The sequence below is a fragment of the Pseudomonas sp. NPDC089401 genome (assembly GCF_044749485.1).
Lineage (GTDB): Bacteria > Pseudomonadota > Gammaproteobacteria > Pseudomonadales > Pseudomonadaceae > Aquipseudomonas.
This window is the reverse complement of record NZ_JBIVIA010000002.1, coordinates 604,276-619,146: the sequence shown is the minus strand read 5'-3', so window position 1 is coordinate 619,146 and position 14,871 is coordinate 604,276. Positions and strand designations below refer to the sequence as shown.

15 protein-coding genes are annotated in these 14,871 nt (G+C 64.8%); 8 read left to right on the top strand and 7 right to left on the bottom strand.

All coding sequences use genetic code 11. From position 1 onward, the window contains the following. A complete protein-coding gene (hemF, locus tag ACIP21_RS07000; RefSeq protein WP_400685583.1) occupies window positions 1–912 on the bottom strand; it encodes an oxygen-dependent coproporphyrinogen oxidase in 912 nt (303 codons plus the stop codon). 135 nt (window positions 913–1,047) lie between these two features. Between hemF and ACIP21_RS06995 the strand changes: the two genes are divergently transcribed. Next, a complete protein-coding gene (locus tag ACIP21_RS06995; protein WP_400685580.1) occupies window positions 1,048–2,025 on the top strand; it encodes an NADPH:quinone reductase in 978 nt (325 codons plus the stop codon). 147 nt (window positions 2,026–2,172) lie between these two features. Here ACIP21_RS06995 and ACIP21_RS06990 read toward each other — a convergent pair whose 3' ends face one another. From ACIP21_RS06990 to dprA, 4 genes are all read right to left on the bottom strand, one after another. Beyond that, window positions 2,173–2,487 (bottom strand): hypothetical protein, encoded by a 315-nt coding sequence (locus tag ACIP21_RS06990; RefSeq protein WP_400685577.1) that lies wholly within the window; start codon window positions 2,485–2,487, stop codon window positions 2,173–2,175. A 479-nt stretch (window positions 2,488–2,966) separates the two neighbouring features. Further along, window positions 2,967–3,410: a hypothetical protein gene (locus ACIP21_RS06985; protein WP_400685574.1), complete on the bottom strand. Its 444-nt coding sequence runs from the start codon at window positions 3,408–3,410 to the stop codon at window positions 2,967–2,969. Between the two features lie 320 nt (window positions 3,411–3,730). After that, window positions 3,731–4,288, bottom strand: coding sequence for an L-threonylcarbamoyladenylate synthase (locus tag ACIP21_RS06980; RefSeq protein WP_167063762.1), 558 nt, complete (start codon window positions 4,286–4,288; stop codon window positions 3,731–3,733). A 42-nt stretch (window positions 4,289–4,330) separates the two neighbouring features. Further along, on the bottom strand, window positions 4,331–5,428 hold the full coding sequence (gene dprA, locus ACIP21_RS06975) for a DNA-processing protein DprA (protein ID WP_400685570.1): 1,098 nt from the start codon (window positions 5,426–5,428) through the stop codon (window positions 4,331–4,333). A gap of 207 nt (window positions 5,429–5,635) precedes the next feature. On the opposite strand from dprA, the gene def reads away from it, so the two are divergent. Genes def through ACIP21_RS06950 form a run of 5 tightly spaced genes read left to right on the top strand, consistent with a single transcriptional unit; the run spans window position 5,636 to window position 10,165 of the window. Continuing rightward, the gene (def, locus tag ACIP21_RS06970) at window positions 5,636–6,142 is read left to right on the top strand and encodes a peptide deformylase (RefSeq protein ID WP_400685568.1); all 507 of its coding nucleotides are present in this window, start codon (window positions 5,636–5,638) and stop codon (window positions 6,140–6,142) included. Between the two features lie 60 nt (window positions 6,143–6,202). Further along, the gene (gene fmt / locus ACIP21_RS06965; protein ID WP_400685565.1) at window positions 6,203–7,135 is read left to right on the top strand and encodes a methionyl-tRNA formyltransferase; all 933 of its coding nucleotides are present in this window, start codon (window positions 6,203–6,205) and stop codon (window positions 7,133–7,135) included. Next, window positions 7,132–8,442 (top strand): 16S rRNA (cytosine(967)-C(5))-methyltransferase RsmB, encoded by a 1,311-nt coding sequence (gene rsmB / locus ACIP21_RS06960; protein WP_400685562.1) that lies wholly within the window; start codon window positions 7,132–7,134, stop codon window positions 8,440–8,442. The genes fmt and rsmB overlap by 4 nt, the downstream gene beginning before the upstream one ends. 23 nt (window positions 8,443–8,465) lie before the next feature. After that, a complete protein-coding gene (trkA, locus tag ACIP21_RS06955) occupies window positions 8,466–9,839 on the top strand; it encodes a Trk system potassium transporter TrkA (protein WP_400685559.1) in 1,374 nt (457 codons plus the stop codon). A gap of 11 nt (window positions 9,840–9,850) precedes the next feature. Continuing rightward, window positions 9,851–10,165, top strand: a complete 315-nt coding sequence (locus ACIP21_RS06950; protein WP_400685556.1) for a tetratricopeptide repeat protein — start codon at window positions 9,851–9,853, stop codon at window positions 10,163–10,165. 147 nt (window positions 10,166–10,312) lie between these two features. On the opposite strand, the gene ACIP21_RS06945 is transcribed toward ACIP21_RS06950, so the two are convergent. Together ACIP21_RS06945 and ACIP21_RS06940 are read right to left on the bottom strand one after the other, a co-directional pair. Then, the gene (locus tag ACIP21_RS06945; protein ID WP_400685553.1) at window positions 10,313–11,200 is read right to left on the bottom strand and encodes a lysophospholipid acyltransferase; all 888 of its coding nucleotides are present in this window, start codon (window positions 11,198–11,200) and stop codon (window positions 10,313–10,315) included. A 40-nt stretch (window positions 11,201–11,240) separates the two neighbouring features. Continuing rightward, window positions 11,241–11,792: a DNA-3-methyladenine glycosylase I gene (locus tag ACIP21_RS06940; RefSeq protein WP_400685550.1), complete on the bottom strand. Its 552-nt coding sequence runs from the start codon at window positions 11,790–11,792 to the stop codon at window positions 11,241–11,243. An 83-nt stretch (window positions 11,793–11,875) separates the two neighbouring features. Here ACIP21_RS06940 and glyQ point away from each other — a divergent pair, with 83 nt between their 5' ends. Further along, window positions 11,876–12,823 (top strand): glycine--tRNA ligase subunit alpha, encoded by a 948-nt coding sequence (gene glyQ / locus ACIP21_RS06935; RefSeq protein WP_027592054.1) that lies wholly within the window; start codon window positions 11,876–11,878, stop codon window positions 12,821–12,823. Then, window positions 12,820–14,871 (top strand): glycine--tRNA ligase subunit beta, encoded by a 2,052-nt coding sequence (gene glyS, locus ACIP21_RS06930; protein ID WP_400685547.1) that lies wholly within the window; start codon window positions 12,820–12,822, stop codon window positions 14,869–14,871. The genes glyQ and glyS overlap by 4 nt, the downstream gene beginning before the upstream one ends.

The following is a 14,871-nucleotide window of genomic DNA, read 5'->3' as shown; positions in this document are numbered from 1 at the left end:
TTACTGGCCGAGCCAGTCGCGGTCCTGCAGGAAGTATTCGGTCAGGCGTGCTTCCTCGCTGCCGGGTGCGGCCTTCCAGTCGTAGCCCCAGCGCACCTGCGGCGGCAGCGACATGAGGATCGACTCGGTGCGGCCACCGGACTGCAGGCCGAACAGGGTGCCACGGTCGTAGACCAGGTTGAACTCCACGTAGCGGCCGCGGCGGTATTCCTGGAACTCGCGCTGCTGCGCGGTGAAGGGGGTGTTCCTACGGCGCTGGACGATCGGCAGGTAGGCCTCGACGAAGGCGTCGCCGATGGCACGCAGGAAGGCGAAGCAGGTGTCGAAGTCCCACTCGTTCAGGTCGTCGAAGAACAGGCCGCCGATGCCACGCGGCTCGCCGCGGTGCCTGATGTGGAAATAGCGGTCGCACCAGGCCTTGTAGCGCGGGTACACATCAGCCCCGAACGGCGCGCAGGCCTGCTCGGCCACGCGGTGCCAGTGGATGCAGTCCTCTTCATTGGCGTAGTACGGGGTCAGGTCGAAGCCGCCGCCGAACCACCACACCGCTTCTTCACCTTCTTTTTCGGCGATGAAGAAACGCACGTTGGCGTGGGACGTGGGCACATGCGGGTTGTGCGGGTGGATCACCAGCGACACGCCCAGGGCTTCGAAGCCACGGCCCGCCAGCTCCGGGCGGTGGGCGCTGGCCGACGGCGGCAGGCCGGCACCGAACACGTGGGAGAAGTTGACCCCGCCTTTCTCGATCAGCTGGCCGTCACCGATCACCCGCGTGCGGCCCCCGCCACCGGCTTCGCGCACCCAGGCGTCCTCGACGAAGCGGGCACCGCCGTCTTCGGCTTCGAGGGCAGAGCAGATGCGGTCTTGCAGGTCGAGCAGGTAGGCTTTCACGGCCTCGGTGCGGCTAGTCATCGGGTCACCAGGAACGGGCAGGGAAGAATTCGCCGGCTAGCATACCACCGCCAATGCGCGCGCCGCAGTTGACGGCGATCAAGCAAAGGCGTCCGATAGAAGGCCTTTTCCCGATCCCGACAACAGGAGTGCGAGATGGCCAAGCGTATCCAGTTCAGCCAGCATGGCGGCCCGGAAGTGCTGCAGCTTGTGGAATTCGACCCCGCCCCGCCCGGCCCGCAGCAGGTGCGCGTGCGCAACCATGCGATCGGCCTGAACTTCATCGACACCTACTTCCGCGGCGGGCTGTACGCGCCGCCGTCCCTGCCTTCGGGGCTGGGCACCGAGGCGGCCGGGGTGGTCGAGGCGGTGGGCGAGGGTGTCAGCCGCTTGAAGGTCGGTGACCGCGTGGCCTATGCCGGCGGGCCTCTGGGCGCCTATAGCGAGGTGCACACGCTGCCGGAGGCCAACCTGGTCAAACTGCCTGACGACATCAGCTTCGAGCAGGCGGCGGCGGTGATGCTCAAGGGGCTGACCGTACAGTACCTGCTCAAGCAGACCTATGCCGTGCAGCCGGGTGACGTGATCCTGTTCCATGCGGCAGCCGGTGGCGTGGGGTCGCTGGCCTGCCAGTGGGCAAAGGCGCTGGGGGCCAAGCTGATCGGCACCGTGAGCTCCGCCGAGAAGGCCGAGCGGGCCAAGGCACTGGGAGCATGGGCGACCATCGACTATAGCCGTGAGGATGTGGCCAAGCGGGTGCTGGAACTGACCGATGGCAAGAAATGCCCGGTGGTGTATGACGGCGTTGGTGCAGACACCTGGCTAACTTCGCTGGATTGCCTGCGCCCGCGAGGGTTGATGGTGAGCTTTGGCAATGCCTCGGGGGCGGTGAGCGGGGTGAACCTGGGGATCCTGTCGGCGAAGGGGTCGTTGTATGTGACACGGCCGACGCTGGCGACCTATGCCAACAATGCCGAGAATACACAGGCCATGGCGGATGACCTGTTTGCGATGATTGGCAGTGGGAAATTGGTGGTGGATATCCAGCAGCGGTATCCGTTGAGTGAGGCGGCGAAGGCGCAGACGGAACTGTCCGCGCGCAAGACGGTGGGGTCTACCGTTCTGCTGCCTTGAGCCGAACACTACTCTCAAACCAGTAGCGACTCCCCTGTGGGAGCGGGTTCACCCGCGAAGAAGGCACCGCGGTGCATGGCACCGGCTTAGCCGGTGTTCGCGGGTAAACCCGCTCCCACAGGTCCGCCATTTACCTTGATTACAGCGCTAACCCTGGGAGGGCTGCTTTACCGATGTTGGAGTCGCCTCGATCCCATCGAGAATCGCCTCGACCAACCCCTCAGCCAGCTCAATCGCATGTAGGCTTGACCAGTACATACCTCGCCCTTCCTCGCGCAGGTAATCGAGTGCCTTGTGGCCGGTTTCATAGGCACTGCGCAGGTAGAGAGCGACGTGGACCAGCGCATCCTCAGCGGAGATGTTCGGGTTTACTGAGAAGAGGGCTTCGTGGCCGGCATCGCAGCGGCCGAAAGAACGGTTGGAAGTGCAGGGAAGGGGTGGATCGGGGACGATTTTTTTCATCACTAGCTCCAGACAATGGAGCTGACACCAGCCCGTTACCACACGGTTCAGGTGGCAGCTGTGCGCGGGGTGGTAAACCGGGCTGGAGGCACCCCGGCAGGCACAAAGCCTCCCGCGCACAGCTGCCATAGCTGTGACGCCCCAAGCACACCCGGGTTACCACACCCGATCGCCAAGTTATTAAGCGACGGATGAAGCCTAGAGGCAGAGATTCCCACTGAGAAGGTGATGGCAGGGGACGCGGGTCGTAGGGTATTTCCCAAACCGCGAACTTGACAGTCATTCCGACAAATTCAGAAAACCCTGAATCCAGCGAGAGCACTCGTAACGCGCTACGCGTTCGGTGACAGTAAGGCTACCAGCTTGACCGTCCAGGTTCGGAAGCGTAGCCTTTCTGCCTGAGGTTGTGCTGGTGCGCCGGTTGAGTTTCAAGTTATCCGGGCGAGTGCATCCTTACCTTTTGGCCGCTTAAGCGGCCTTTATTTTTTGGGCTTGTTTCTATCCCCTTTAGGGATGATGGAATAGAGCTCTGCCTTGGGCTTGCGAGCCGTCAGTTCAAAAATCGCCTCATCAAATATTTCATTGCCGTAGCCATCGTTTCGACCAATCGTGCTGCGAAGGGCGGTCATGTGCGTGGCACTTTTCCAAATCGACGTCGCTGCCAGTGCGGCCTTGATTTGCAGAACCATGTCATCAATGGTGTATCCGCCTCGAATCACCCGGCTTCTGTAGGCATGACTGCCGATGAACACGATGCCCGGATCCTCAAGCAGCGGTAATTCCTGCCCTTCTTTCTGCCTGTTGATCGCTTCAAATTGATCTGCGGTAAACCTGCCTATTTCCACCGCTCTAACCCGGTTGTTTGACGCAAGCTGCTGCAGATTCGCCCTTATCAGATACTCGGCATTTTCGAATAGCGGCATTGATTCGGATGCTCCCGCCTATTTGCGACGCGAGCAAGCTAGAGGCAGTGCTTCCGGCAGGGAAGGTGATGACTTAGGACGGGGGCAGTAGGAAGTTTCCCGAATGGAACAACCGGAAAACCATCCAAGATGAAGTGAGAAAAACTAAAGCCGTGTGCACCCCTTGTAGGAGCGGCCTTGCCGGGGCGCCGGACCGGTCGGAAAGGGCCGCAAAGCGGCCCTCGGATTTCAGCCTTTAGGCATGAATTGCTGGAGCTGCTGCGCAGCCCGTTCCGACCGGTCCGGCGCCCCGGCAAGGCAGCTCCGACAACGATCTGTGCTTAGCCCGGCCGAACAACCTCACCCGTAGCCAGATTCCGAATCACACTCGGATTCTTCCGCCCCCCCAGCGCCCCACCCAGCACCAGGTCCAGCTGCCCGTGGAAGTATTGCTCCACCCGCAACCGGGTCTTCGCCGCCGGGCGCCCGCCCGGGTTGCAGGAGGTGGAAATCAGCGGCCCGACCAATGCGCACAGCTCACGCACCTGCGGATGGTCACTGACCCGCAGCGCCACGGTGTCGTGTTGCCCGGTCACCCATTCGGGCAACAGGTCCTGGTGCGGCACCAACCAGGTGTTGGGCCCCGGCCAGGTGCTGCCCATGCGGTCGATCCAGTCCTCTGGGAAATCCTCGAACAGGAAGTCGAACTGGCGGATGTTGTCGGCGATCAGGATCAGGCCTTTATCCACAGGCCGTGATTTCAGCGCCAGCAGGCGGTACACCGCGTCTTCGTTCCAGGGGTCGCAGCCCAGGCCCCAGACCGCTTCCGTCGGGTAGGCGATGACTGCGCCCGCCCGGATTTCACGTGCGGCTTGTTGCACACGAAAACTGCTCACCATTTGTGTTTCTCCGCCTATGAACCTTGCTTGAGCGCAGTGTACTCAGCCGGCGCGGGCAAACCAACGCCCGGCGACGTTGCTGACCAGGCCTTCGAGCTCCAGCTCGGTCAATTGCGCCAGCACCTCGGCCAGCGGCCGATCACTGAAGTGGGCCAGGTTCTCGCTAGTCTGTGGTGCGGCATGCAGCAGGGCAAGCAGCGGATGCAAGGGCTTTTCCCCAGCAGCAGGCGGCAGGTTCTGCCAGCCGCGCAGGCTTTCGAGGATCTGCTCGACGCTTTCCACCAGCAATGCGCCGTCGCGGATCAACTGGTGGCAGCCCTTGGCGGCCGGGTGGTGGATCGAGCCTGGAATCGCATACACCTCGCGACCCTGTTCGGCCGCCAGGCGGGCAGTGATCAGCGAACCGCTGGCCAGGCTGGCCTCGACCACCAGCACGCCGAGGGACAACCCACTGATGATGCGGTTGCGCCGAGGGAAGTTGCCGGGCAGCGGCCCGGCATCCAGCGGGTACTCGGAAACCAGCGCACTGCCGCTGTCGATCATCGCCTGCGCAAGGTCACGGTGGCGCTGTGGATAAAGTTTTTGCAGGCCGGTGCCGAGCACGCCAACCGTGCCTCCTCCAACCTCCAGCGCGGCCCGATGAGCGGCACCGTCGATCCCCAGTGCAAGGCCACTGGTGATGGTGAAACCGGCCTGGGCCAGGCAGCGGGAAAATGCCCTGGCCGTGTCGAGCGCCGGGGGTGTGGCACGCCTGCTGCCCACAATCGCCAGCTGCGGGCGATCGAGCAGCGCCGGTTCACCGGCGACGAACAGCAGCGGCGGCGGGTCATCGATTTCTGCCAGCAGCGCCGGGTAGCCAGGCCCGTCCCACATCAGCAAATGCTGGCCCGGGCGCTCTAGCCAGGCCATTGCAGCCAGTGCGCCGTCGCGTACCTCGGCACTGCGCCGGGCATCGATGGTGGCCTGTGGAATGCCCAGCGCACGCCAGGCGGGGCCCGGCGCGCTGAGCGCCGAAGAGGCGCTGCCAAAGGCGTCGATCAAGCTGCGAAAACGTCGCAATCCGGTATCGGGCAGGCGATGCAGGCGTAATCGCGCCTCCAGTTCGGCAGGCGGGCAAGGCGACGAACGGTGAATCGGCATGGGGATCATCCTTGATCGAAACGCGGCCATCTACGTGGCACAACCTGTGGATAAGTTTGTGGGTAACACTTTGAAAAGCTGTCCATGGTTTGGCGGCTATCAGGCCTATAGAGACCCTAGACGAGCTTTCACAGGTGCTGAAATCCCCGTTTCCCTTTATTATGTGTGCTCAGTTTTCAACCGACCGCACAGTGACTGCCTGACCTTATGGCCATCTTGAACATTCTCGAATTCCCGGACCCGCGCCTGCGCACCCTCGCCAAGCCGGTGACGGTGTTCGACGACGCCCTGCGTCAGCTGATCGACGACATGTTTGAAACCATGTACGAAGCCCCCGGCATCGGCCTGGCCGCGACCCAGGTCAACGTGCACCAGCAGGTGGTGGTCATGGACCTCAGCGAAGACCGCAGCGAGCCGCGGGTCTTCATCAACCCGAGCGTCGAGGAGCTGACCCACGACATGGGCCAGTACCAGGAAGGCTGCCTGTCGGTACCGGGCTTCTACGAGAACGTCGACCGCCCCCTGCGTGTGCGGGTCAAGGCCCAGGACCGCGACGGCAAGCCGTACGAGCTGGAATGCGAAGGCCTGCTGGCGGTGTGCGTGCAGCACGAGTTCGATCACCTCAACGGCAAGCTGTTCGTCGACTACCTGTCGCAGCTCAAGCGCGACCGGATCAAGAAGAAGCTGGAAAAGCAGCACCGCCAGCAAGCCTGATCCCCACCTCCCAGAAGGCTTGCTCCGGCAAGCCTTTTTCTTTTTTCAAGCGAGAACTCCATGCGCATCGTCTTTGCAGGCACCCCAGAGTTTGCCGCCGAACACCTCAAGGCCCTGCTCGACAGCCCGTACGAGATCGTGGCCGTCTACACCCAGCCCGACCGCCCTGCCGGCCGCGGCCAGAAGCTCATGCCGAGCCCGGTCAAGCAATTGGCCGTGGCCCATGACATCCCGGTGTTGCAACCACCGACCCTGCGCAACGCCGAAGCCCAGGCCGAACTGGCCGCGCTGAAGCCGGACCTGATGGTGGTGGTCGCCTACGGCCTGATCCTGCCGCAGGTGGTCCTCGACATCCCGCGCCTGGGCTGCATCAACAGCCACGCCTCGCTGCTGCCGCGCTGGCGCGGTGCGGCGCCGATCCAGCGCGCCGTGGAAGCCGGCGACGCCGAGAGCGGCGTGACCGTGATGCGCATGGAAGCCGGCCTCGACACCGGCCCGATGCTGCTCAAGGTGGTCACCCCGATCGGCGCCGACGACACCGGCGGCAGCCTGCACGACCGCCTCGCCGAAATGGGCCCGCCGGCTGTGGTCCAGGCCATCGCCGGCCTGGCAGACGGTTCGCTGCACGGTGAAGTCCAGGACGATGCCCTGGCCACTTATGCCCACAAGCTGAACAAGGACGAGGCACGCCTCGACTGGAGCCGCCCGGCCGTCGAGCTGGAGCGCCTGGTGCGTGCCTTCAACCCGTGGCCGGTGTGCCACAGCACCCTCGATGGCGAGAGCGTGAAAGTGCTGGCCGCCAACTTGTCCACAGGCAAAGGCGCCCCGGGCGAAATCCTCTCCGCCAGCAAGGACGGCCTTGTCGTCGCCTGCGGTGACCAGGCATTGAGCCTGACCCGCCTGCAACTGCCCGGTGGCAAGGCGCTGAACTTCGCCGACCTGTTCAACAGCCGCCGCGAGAAGTTCGCCGCCGGCAAGGTGCTCGGCCAATGAACCCACGCCTCGCCGCCGCCCGCGCCCTTGCCGCCGTCCTCAGCGGCAAGGCCTCGCTGAACAGCTCGCTGCCGGCGCAGCTGGACAAGGTCGAAGAGCGCGACCGCGGCCTGACCCAGGACCTGGCGTTCGGCACCGCGCGCTGGCAACCGCGCCTGGAGCTGCTGGCCGCGCAACTGCTGCAGAAGCCGTTCAAGGCCGCCGATGCCGATGTGCAGGCGCTGCTGCTGGTCGGCCTGTACCAGCTGTTCTACACGCGCATTCCGGCCCACGCCGCCATCGGCGAAACCGTGGGCTGCGCCGACAAGCTGAAGAAGCCGTGGGCCAAGGGCCTGCTCAATGCCGTGCTGCGCCGCGCCCAGCGCGAGGGCGAGGAACTGCTCGCCGGCATGGAACGCGACCCGGTGGTGCGCACCGCCCACCCGCGCTGGTTGCAGAAGGCGCTCAAAGCCTTCTGGCCGGAGCAGTGGGAAGCCATCTGCGCCGCCAACAACGCCCACCCGCCGATGATCCTGCGGGTCAACCGCCGCCACCACGGCCGCGACGCCTACCTGGCGCTGCTGGCCGAAGCCGGCATCGGCGCCAGCGCCTGCCAGTTCAGCCGTGACGGCATCGTCCTCGCCGAGGCCTGCGACGTGCGTGGCCTGCCGGGCTTCGCCGAAGGCTGGGTGAGCGTGCAGGACGAAGCCGCACAGCTGTCCGCCGACCTGCTCGAACTGGCCCCCGGCCAGCGCGTGCTCGACGCCTGCTGCGCCCCCGGCGGCAAGACCTGCCACCTGCTCGAAGCCGAACCCGGCCTGGCCCACATGACGGCCATCGACCTCGAAGCCAAGCGCCTGACCCGCGTGCGCGAGAACCTCGACCGCCTGCAGCTGGACGCCGAGCTGATCGCCTGCGACGCCCGCGACACCGCCAGCTGGTGGGACGGCAAGCCGTTCCAGCGCATCCTGCTCGACGCGCCGTGCTCGGCCACTGGGGTGATCCGCCGCCACCCGGACATCAAGCTGACCCGCCAGGCCGACGACATTCCGGCCCTGGCCGCGCTGCAGGGCGAGCTGCTCGATGCCCTGTGGCCGACCCTGGAAGTGGGCGGCATGCTGCTGTACGCCACCTGCTCCAGCCTGCCGACCGAGAACACCGAAGTGATCGATGCCTTCCTCGCCCGCACCCCGGGCGCCCGTGAGCTGGACCTGGCCACCGAAGCCGGCATGCGCCAGCCCCACGGTCGCCAGCTGCTGGCCCAGGAAGGCGGCCACGACGGGTTCTACTATGCCAAGCTGATCAAGATCGCCGCCTCGCGCGGGTAAGTACACAGGGTAGGGAGTAGCGGATGAAGATCATCATCCTCGGCGCAGGGCAGGTGGGCGGTACGCTGGCGGAGCACCTGGCCAGCGAAGCCAACGACATCACCGTGGTCGACACCGATGGCGAGCGCCTGCGCGACCTCGGCGACCGCCTCGACATCCGCACCGTGCAGGGCCGTGGCTCGCTGCCGACGGTGCTGCGCCAGGCCGGCGCCGACGACGCCGACATGCTGGTGGCGGTGACCAACAGCGACGAAACCAACATGGTCGCCTGCCAGGTGGCCTATTCGCTGTTCCACACCCCGACCAAGATCGCCCGGGTGCGCGAGTCGGCGTACCTGACCCGCGAGGAGCTGTTCGACAACGACCATATCCCGGTCGATGTGCTGATCAGTCCCGAACAGGTGGTGACCAACTACATCAAGCGCCTCATCGAACACCCCGGCTCCCTGCAGGTGATCGACTTCGCCGAGGGCAAGGCCCAGCTGGTGGCGGTCAAGGCGTACTACGGCGGCCCGCTGGTGGGCCAGCAGCTGCGCCAGATCCGCGCGCACATGCCCAACGTCGATACCCGCGTGGCGGCGATCTTCCGCCGTGACCGGCCGATCACCCCGCGCGGCGACACGGTGATCGAGGCCGACGACGAGGTGTTCTTCATCGCCGCGAAGAAGGACATCCGCGCGGTGATGGGTGAGCTGCGGCGCATCGACGAGACCAACAAGCGCGTGGTCATCGCCGGCGGCGGGCAGATCGGCGAACGCCTGGCCGAGGCCATCGAAAGCCGCTACCAGGTGAAGATCATCGAGATGAACCAGGCCCGCTGCCGGCACCTGTCCGACACCCTGGAAAGCACCGTGGTGCTGCAGGGCAGCGCCTCGGACAAGGACCTGATGCTCGAAGAGAACATCGCCGACGCCGACATCTTCCTGGCCCTGACCAACGACGACGAGGCCAACATCATGTCGTCGCTGCTGGCCAAGCGCCTGGGCGCGCGCAAGGTGATGACCATCATCAACAACCCGGCCTACGTCGACCTGGTGCAGGGCGGCGAGATCGACATCGCCATCAGCCCGCAGCTGGCCACCATCGGTACCCTGCTGGCGCACGTGCGCCGCGGTGACATCGTCAGCGTGCACTCGCTGCGCCGCGGCGCGGCCGAGGCGATCGAGGCGGTGGCCCATGGGGATGCGAAATCGAGCAAGGTGGTGGGCAAGGCTGTGGAAAACATCGCCCTGCCACCGGGCACCACCATCGGCGCGATCATCCGCGACGAGGAAGTGCTGATCGCCCACGACGACACGGTGATCGAATCGGGCGACCACGTGATCCTGTTCGTTGTGGATAAAAAGCATATTCGGGATGTGGAGAAGCTGTTCCACGTCGGCTTGAGTTTCTTCTAGGGGAAGAGGGCATGCGCGAATCGCTGGAGAAGATGCTGGCCAAGGGTGTGGATAACCCGCTGCTGAGGTTTGGCCTGGGCAAGGCCTGGCTGGACGAGGGCAATGGCGCCGAGGCTGCGGTGCACCTGGCGCGCTGTGTGGAGCAGGACCCGAAGTACTCGGCGGCGTGGAAGCTGCTGGGCAAGGCCTATCAGCTGACAGGGGACCTGGCGGCGGCGCGCAAGGCCTGGGAGGACGGGATCGTGGCGGCGCAGGCCCATGGCGACAAGCAGGCCGAGAAAGAGATGGCCGTGTTCCTGAAAAAGCTCAACAAAACTTCAAGCTGACGCGATCCCTGTGGGTCACATCAATCCCTGTGGGAGCGGGTTTACCCGCGAATGCAATGTTGAATTAGCCGACGCATTCGCGGGTGAACCCGCTCCCACAAGGTCCCTGCTAAAACAGGTGGATTTGTATTCGACCTGCTGCGGGGCTCAATACCAGCGCGGCTCGCCCGCCGGGCGCTTCTTGAAGCGCTTCATGCTCCACATGTACTGGCTCGGGTACTCGCGCACGTAACGCTCGACCACCTTGCTCATGGCCGCCGCCGACACGTTCACGTCAGTGCTGTACATCTCCTCCGGCGCCGCCTCCAGGAACACCTTGAAGCCCGACCCGTCCGGCAGCCGCAGGGCATGCAGGAACACCCCCACCGCCTTGCCCCCGGCCAGCATGTTCGGCACGAACTTGCTGGTCAGCGCCTGGGTGCCGAGGAACGGCACGAACACCCCCGCCGATTCCGCCGGCTCCGGGTCGGCCGGAATGCCCACCTGGCCACCGCGGCGCACTTCCTTGATCACGCTGAGGATGCCTTCCTTGGTCGACGGCGCCACGCGGTTGCCCATCTGCACACGCTGCTCGCGCAGCAGGTCATCCACCGCCTTGAGCTTCGGCGGGCGGTAGAAGATGATCGGTTTGCACTGGTTGCAGTAGAAGTGGTTCAGCACTTCCCAGTTGCCCAGGTGGCTGGTGATGCCGACCACGCCCTTGCCCGAGGCCAGGGCCTGCTCCAGCACTTCCAGGCCGTGCACTTCCTTGACCAGGTCCAGCGAACGCTGGGGCGGCCAGATCCAGGCGCAGGCGCTTTCGACGAAGGACTTGCCGATGTCCTTCAATGCGCGGCCAACCAGCTGCTCGCGCTCGGCCGGTTCCATCTCCGGGAAGCACTTGGCCAGGTTGATCCGCACGACATTGCGCGAGCCGTTGGGGACTTTCCACATCAGCCAGCCGATACCGGCGCCGACGCGCTGCACAGCGCCCCAGGGCAGCTTGGCAAACAGGCGCAGCACCCCGACCATCAGGGCGCCCTTGAACTTTTCCACAGGCAATTCCTTATTTCAGCAAGGCGCGCATTGTAACCCTTCAGCGCAACAAGGCGGCGTAGCGATCACAATCGGTGGTGTGGTCCATGACCATGCCGGTGGCCTGCATGAAGGCGTAGCAGATGGTGGGGCCGACAAAGGTGAAGCCGGCTTTCTGCAGCGCCTTGCTCATGGCCTTGGCCTGGTCGGTGACCGCCGGCACGTCGCCGCGGCCCTGGAAGTGGTTGATCTGCGGTGCGCCGCCGACGAACGACCAGAGCCATTCGGCAGGGTTATCCACAGCCAGCCAGGCCTGCGCGTTGCGCCGGGCGGCCTTGAGCTTGAGGCGGTTGCGGATGATGCCGGCATCCTGCATCAGTTCCTCGATGCGTTCGTCGCTCATGGCCGCCAGTTTCACCGGGTCGAAGCCATGCATCACCTCGCGGTAGCGCTCGCGTTTACGCAACACGGTGATCCATGACAGCCCCGCCTGGAACCCTTCGAGCAAAAGCATCTCGAAGAGCAACGCCGGGTCACGCTGTGGCGTTCCCCATTCCTGGTCGTGGTAGGCCTGGTACAACGGATCGTCGGTACACCAAAAGCAGCGTGGCATAAGGCTCCAATGAGTAGAGGGCGAGGCGAATCAGGTTATACTCCCGCTCTTTACATCCGCATCCCCAGATACAGGTGAATTTCGTGAGCCAGCCTACGCCAGCCGTGCGTACCTTCCAAGACCTGATCCTCGCCCTGCAGAACTACTGGGCAGCTCAAGGTTGTGTGGTGCTTCAGCCCTACGATATGGAAGTAGGCGCCGGCACTTTCCACACCGCTACATTCCTGCGCGCCGTGGGTCCAGAAACCTGGAACGCCGCCTACGTGCAGCCTAGCCGTCGCCCTGCCGACGGGCGGTATGGCGAAAACCCCAACCGCCTGCAGCACTACTATCAGTTCCAGGTGGTACTCAAGCCCAACCCAGCCAACTTCCAGGAGCTGTACCTCGGCTCGCTGAAGGCCATCGGCCTGGACCCGCTGGTCCACGACATCCGCTTCGTCGAAGACAACTGGGAATCGCCGACCCTGGGCGCGTGGGGCCTGGGCTGGGAAATCTGGCTCAACGGCATGGAAGTCACCCAGTTCACCTACTTCCAGCAAGTGGGCGGCATCGAGTGCTACCCGGTCACCGGTGAAATCACCTACGGCCTCGAGCGCCTGGCCATGTACATCCAGGGCGTCGATTCGGTGTACGACCTGGTGTGGGCAGACGGCCCGTTCGGCAAGGTCACCTATGGCGACGTGTTCCACCAGAACGAAGTGGAGCAGTCGACCTACAACTTCGAACACGCCAACGTCGAGAAGCTGTTCGAACTGTTCGACTTCTACGAAAGCGAAGCCAACCGCCTGATCAAGCTGGAGCTGCCGCTGCCGACCTACGAAATGGTCCTGAAGGCCTCGCACACCTTCAACCTGCTGGACGCCCGCCGCGCCATCTCGGTGACCGAGCGCCAGCGCTACATCCTGCGCGTGCGTACCCTGGCCCGGGACGTGGCGCAAAGCTATCTGCAAGCCCGCGCACGCCTGGGCTTCCCGATGGCCACCCCTGAACTGCGTGACGAAGTGTTGGCGAAGCTGGAGGCTGCACAATGAGTGCTCAAGATTTCCTGGTAGAACTGGGCACCGAAGAGCTGCCACCCAAAGCCCTGGCGAGCCTCGGCGACGCCTTCCTGGCCGGCATCGAGAAAGGCCTGCAGGCCGCTGGCCTGAACTACACCGGCAAGCAGGTGTATGCAGCACCTCGTCGCCTCGCCGTGCTGATCCGCCAGCTCGACGTGCAGCAGCCTGACCGCAGCATCAACATCGACGGCCCGCCCATGCAGGCTGCCTTCAAGGACGGCGAGCCGACCCAGGCCGCCCTGGGCTTCGCCAAGAAGTGCGGTGTCGAGCTGGCCGAAATCGACCAGAGCGGCCCGAAGCTGCGCTTCTCCCAGCACATCCCGGGCAAGTCCACCACCAGCCTGCTGCCGACCATCGTCGAGGACTCGCTGAACGACCTGCCGATTCCCAAGCGCATGCGCTGGGCCGCCAGCCGTGAAGAATTCGTGCGCCCGACCCAGTGGCTGGTGATGCTGCTCGGCGACCAGGTGGTCGACTGCACGATCCTGTCGCAGAAGGCCGGCCGCGAATCCCGTGGCCACCGCTTCCACCACCCGGAGAACGTGGTCATCACCACCCCGGCCAACTACGTCGAAGACCTGCGCAAGGCCTATGTGCTGGCCGACTTCGCCGAGCGTCGCGAGCTGATCAGCAAGCGCACCGCGGAGCTGGCCATGCAGCAGGAAGGCAGCGCCATCGTGCCGCCGGCGCTGCTGGACGAAGTGACTGCCCTGGTCGAGTGGCCGGTGCCGCTGGTGTGCTCGTTCGAGGAGCGTTTCCTCGATGTGCCGCAGGAAGCCCTGATCACCACCATGCAGGACAACCAGAAGTACTTCTGCCTGCTGGACAGCGAAGGCAAGCTGCTGCCGCGCTTCATCACCGTGGCCAACGTCGAGAGCCGTGACCCCAAGCAGATCGTGCAGGGTAACGAGAAGGTCGTGCGCCCGCGCCTGACCGACGCCGAGTTCTTCTTCAAGCAGGACAAGAAGCAGCCGCTGGAAAGCTTCAACGAGCGCCTCAAGAACGTGGTGTTCCAGGCTCAGCTGGGCACGGTCTACGACAAGGCCGAGCGCGTTTCCAATCTGGCCGCCTTCATTGCCCCGCTGATCGGTGGCGATGCCCAGCGCGCCGGCCGTGCCGGCCTGCTGTCGAAGTGCGACCTGGCCACCGAGATGGTTGGCGAATTCCCTGAAATGCAGGGCGTTGCCGGCTACTACTACGCGCTCAACGACGCTGAGCCGGAAGACGTCGCCCTGGCCCTGAACGAGCAATACATGCCGCGCGGTGCCGGCGCCGAGCTGCCGCAGACCCTGACCGGCGCTGCCGTGGCCATTGCCGACAAGCTCGACACCTTGGTCGGCATCTTCGGCATCGGCATGCTGCCGACCGGCAGCAAGGACCCGTATGCCCTGCGCCGTGCCGCCCTGGGCGTGCTGCGCATCCTCATCGAGAAGCAGCTGGACCTGGACCTGGCCCCCGCGGTCGAGTTCGCGGTCAAGCAGTTCGGTGCCAAGGTCAAGGCCGCAGGCCTGGCCGAGCAGGTGCTGGAGTTCATCTTCGACCGCCTGCGTGCACGCTATGAAGACGAAGGCATCGACGTCGCCACCTACCTCTCGGTACGTGCCCTGAAGCCAGGTTCCGCCCTGGACTTCGACCAGCGCGTGCAGGCCGTGCAGGCCTTCCGCAAGCTGCCGGAAGCCGAGGCCCTGGCCGCGGTGAACAAGCGCGTGTCGAACCTGCTGGGCAAGGCCGAAGGCGCCATCGCCGAACAGGTCGAGCCGAAGTACTTCGACAATGCCAACGAGTTCTCCCTGTACTCGGCCATCCAGCAGGCCGACCAGGCCGTGCAACCGATGGCAGCTGCGCGCCAGTACCGCGAATCGCTGGCTCGCCTGGCGGCCCTGCGTGACCCGGTCGACGCCTTCTTCGAGGCGGTGATGGTCAACGCCGAAGACGCCAAGGTGCGTGCCAACCGTTATGCCCTGCTCAGCCGCCTGCGCGGCCTGTTCCTGGGCGTGGCCGACATTTCGCTGCTGGGGTAA

What these genes read in the sequence shown, in the direction of transcription:
- hemF (WP_400685583.1), bottom strand. Translation starts at nt 912, where the DNA reads ATGACTAGCCGCACCGAGGCCGTGAAAGCCTACCTGCTCGACCTGCAA.
- ACIP21_RS06995 (WP_400685580.1), top strand. Translation starts at nt 1,048, where the DNA reads ATGGCCAAGCGTATCCAGTTCAGCCAGCATGGCGGCCCGGAAGTGCTG.
- ACIP21_RS06990 (WP_400685577.1), bottom strand. Translation starts at nt 2,487, where the DNA reads ATGAAAAAAATCGTCCCCGATCCACCCCTTCCCTGCACTTCCAACCGT.
- ACIP21_RS06985 (WP_400685574.1), bottom strand. Translation starts at nt 3,410, where the DNA reads ATGCCGCTATTCGAAAATGCCGAGTATCTGATAAGGGCGAATCTGCAG.
- ACIP21_RS06980 (WP_167063762.1), bottom strand. Translation starts at nt 4,288, where the DNA reads ATGGTGAGCAGTTTTCGTGTGCAACAAGCCGCACGTGAAATCCGGGCG.
- dprA (WP_400685570.1), bottom strand. Translation starts at nt 5,428, where the DNA reads ATGCCGATTCACCGTTCGTCGCCTTGCCCGCCTGCCGAACTGGAGGCG.
- def (WP_400685568.1), top strand. Translation starts at nt 5,636, where the DNA reads ATGGCCATCTTGAACATTCTCGAATTCCCGGACCCGCGCCTGCGCACC.
- fmt (WP_400685565.1), top strand. Translation starts at nt 6,203, where the DNA reads ATGCGCATCGTCTTTGCAGGCACCCCAGAGTTTGCCGCCGAACACCTC.
- rsmB (WP_400685562.1), top strand. Translation starts at nt 7,132, where the DNA reads ATGAACCCACGCCTCGCCGCCGCCCGCGCCCTTGCCGCCGTCCTCAGC.
- trkA (WP_400685559.1), top strand. Translation starts at nt 8,466, where the DNA reads ATGAAGATCATCATCCTCGGCGCAGGGCAGGTGGGCGGTACGCTGGCG.
- ACIP21_RS06950 (WP_400685556.1), top strand. Translation starts at nt 9,851, where the DNA reads ATGCGCGAATCGCTGGAGAAGATGCTGGCCAAGGGTGTGGATAACCCG.
- ACIP21_RS06940 (WP_400685550.1), bottom strand. Translation starts at nt 11,792, where the DNA reads ATGCCACGCTGCTTTTGGTGTACCGACGATCCGTTGTACCAGGCCTAC.
- glyS (WP_400685547.1), top strand. Translation starts at nt 12,820, where the DNA reads ATGAGTGCTCAAGATTTCCTGGTAGAACTGGGCACCGAAGAGCTGCCA.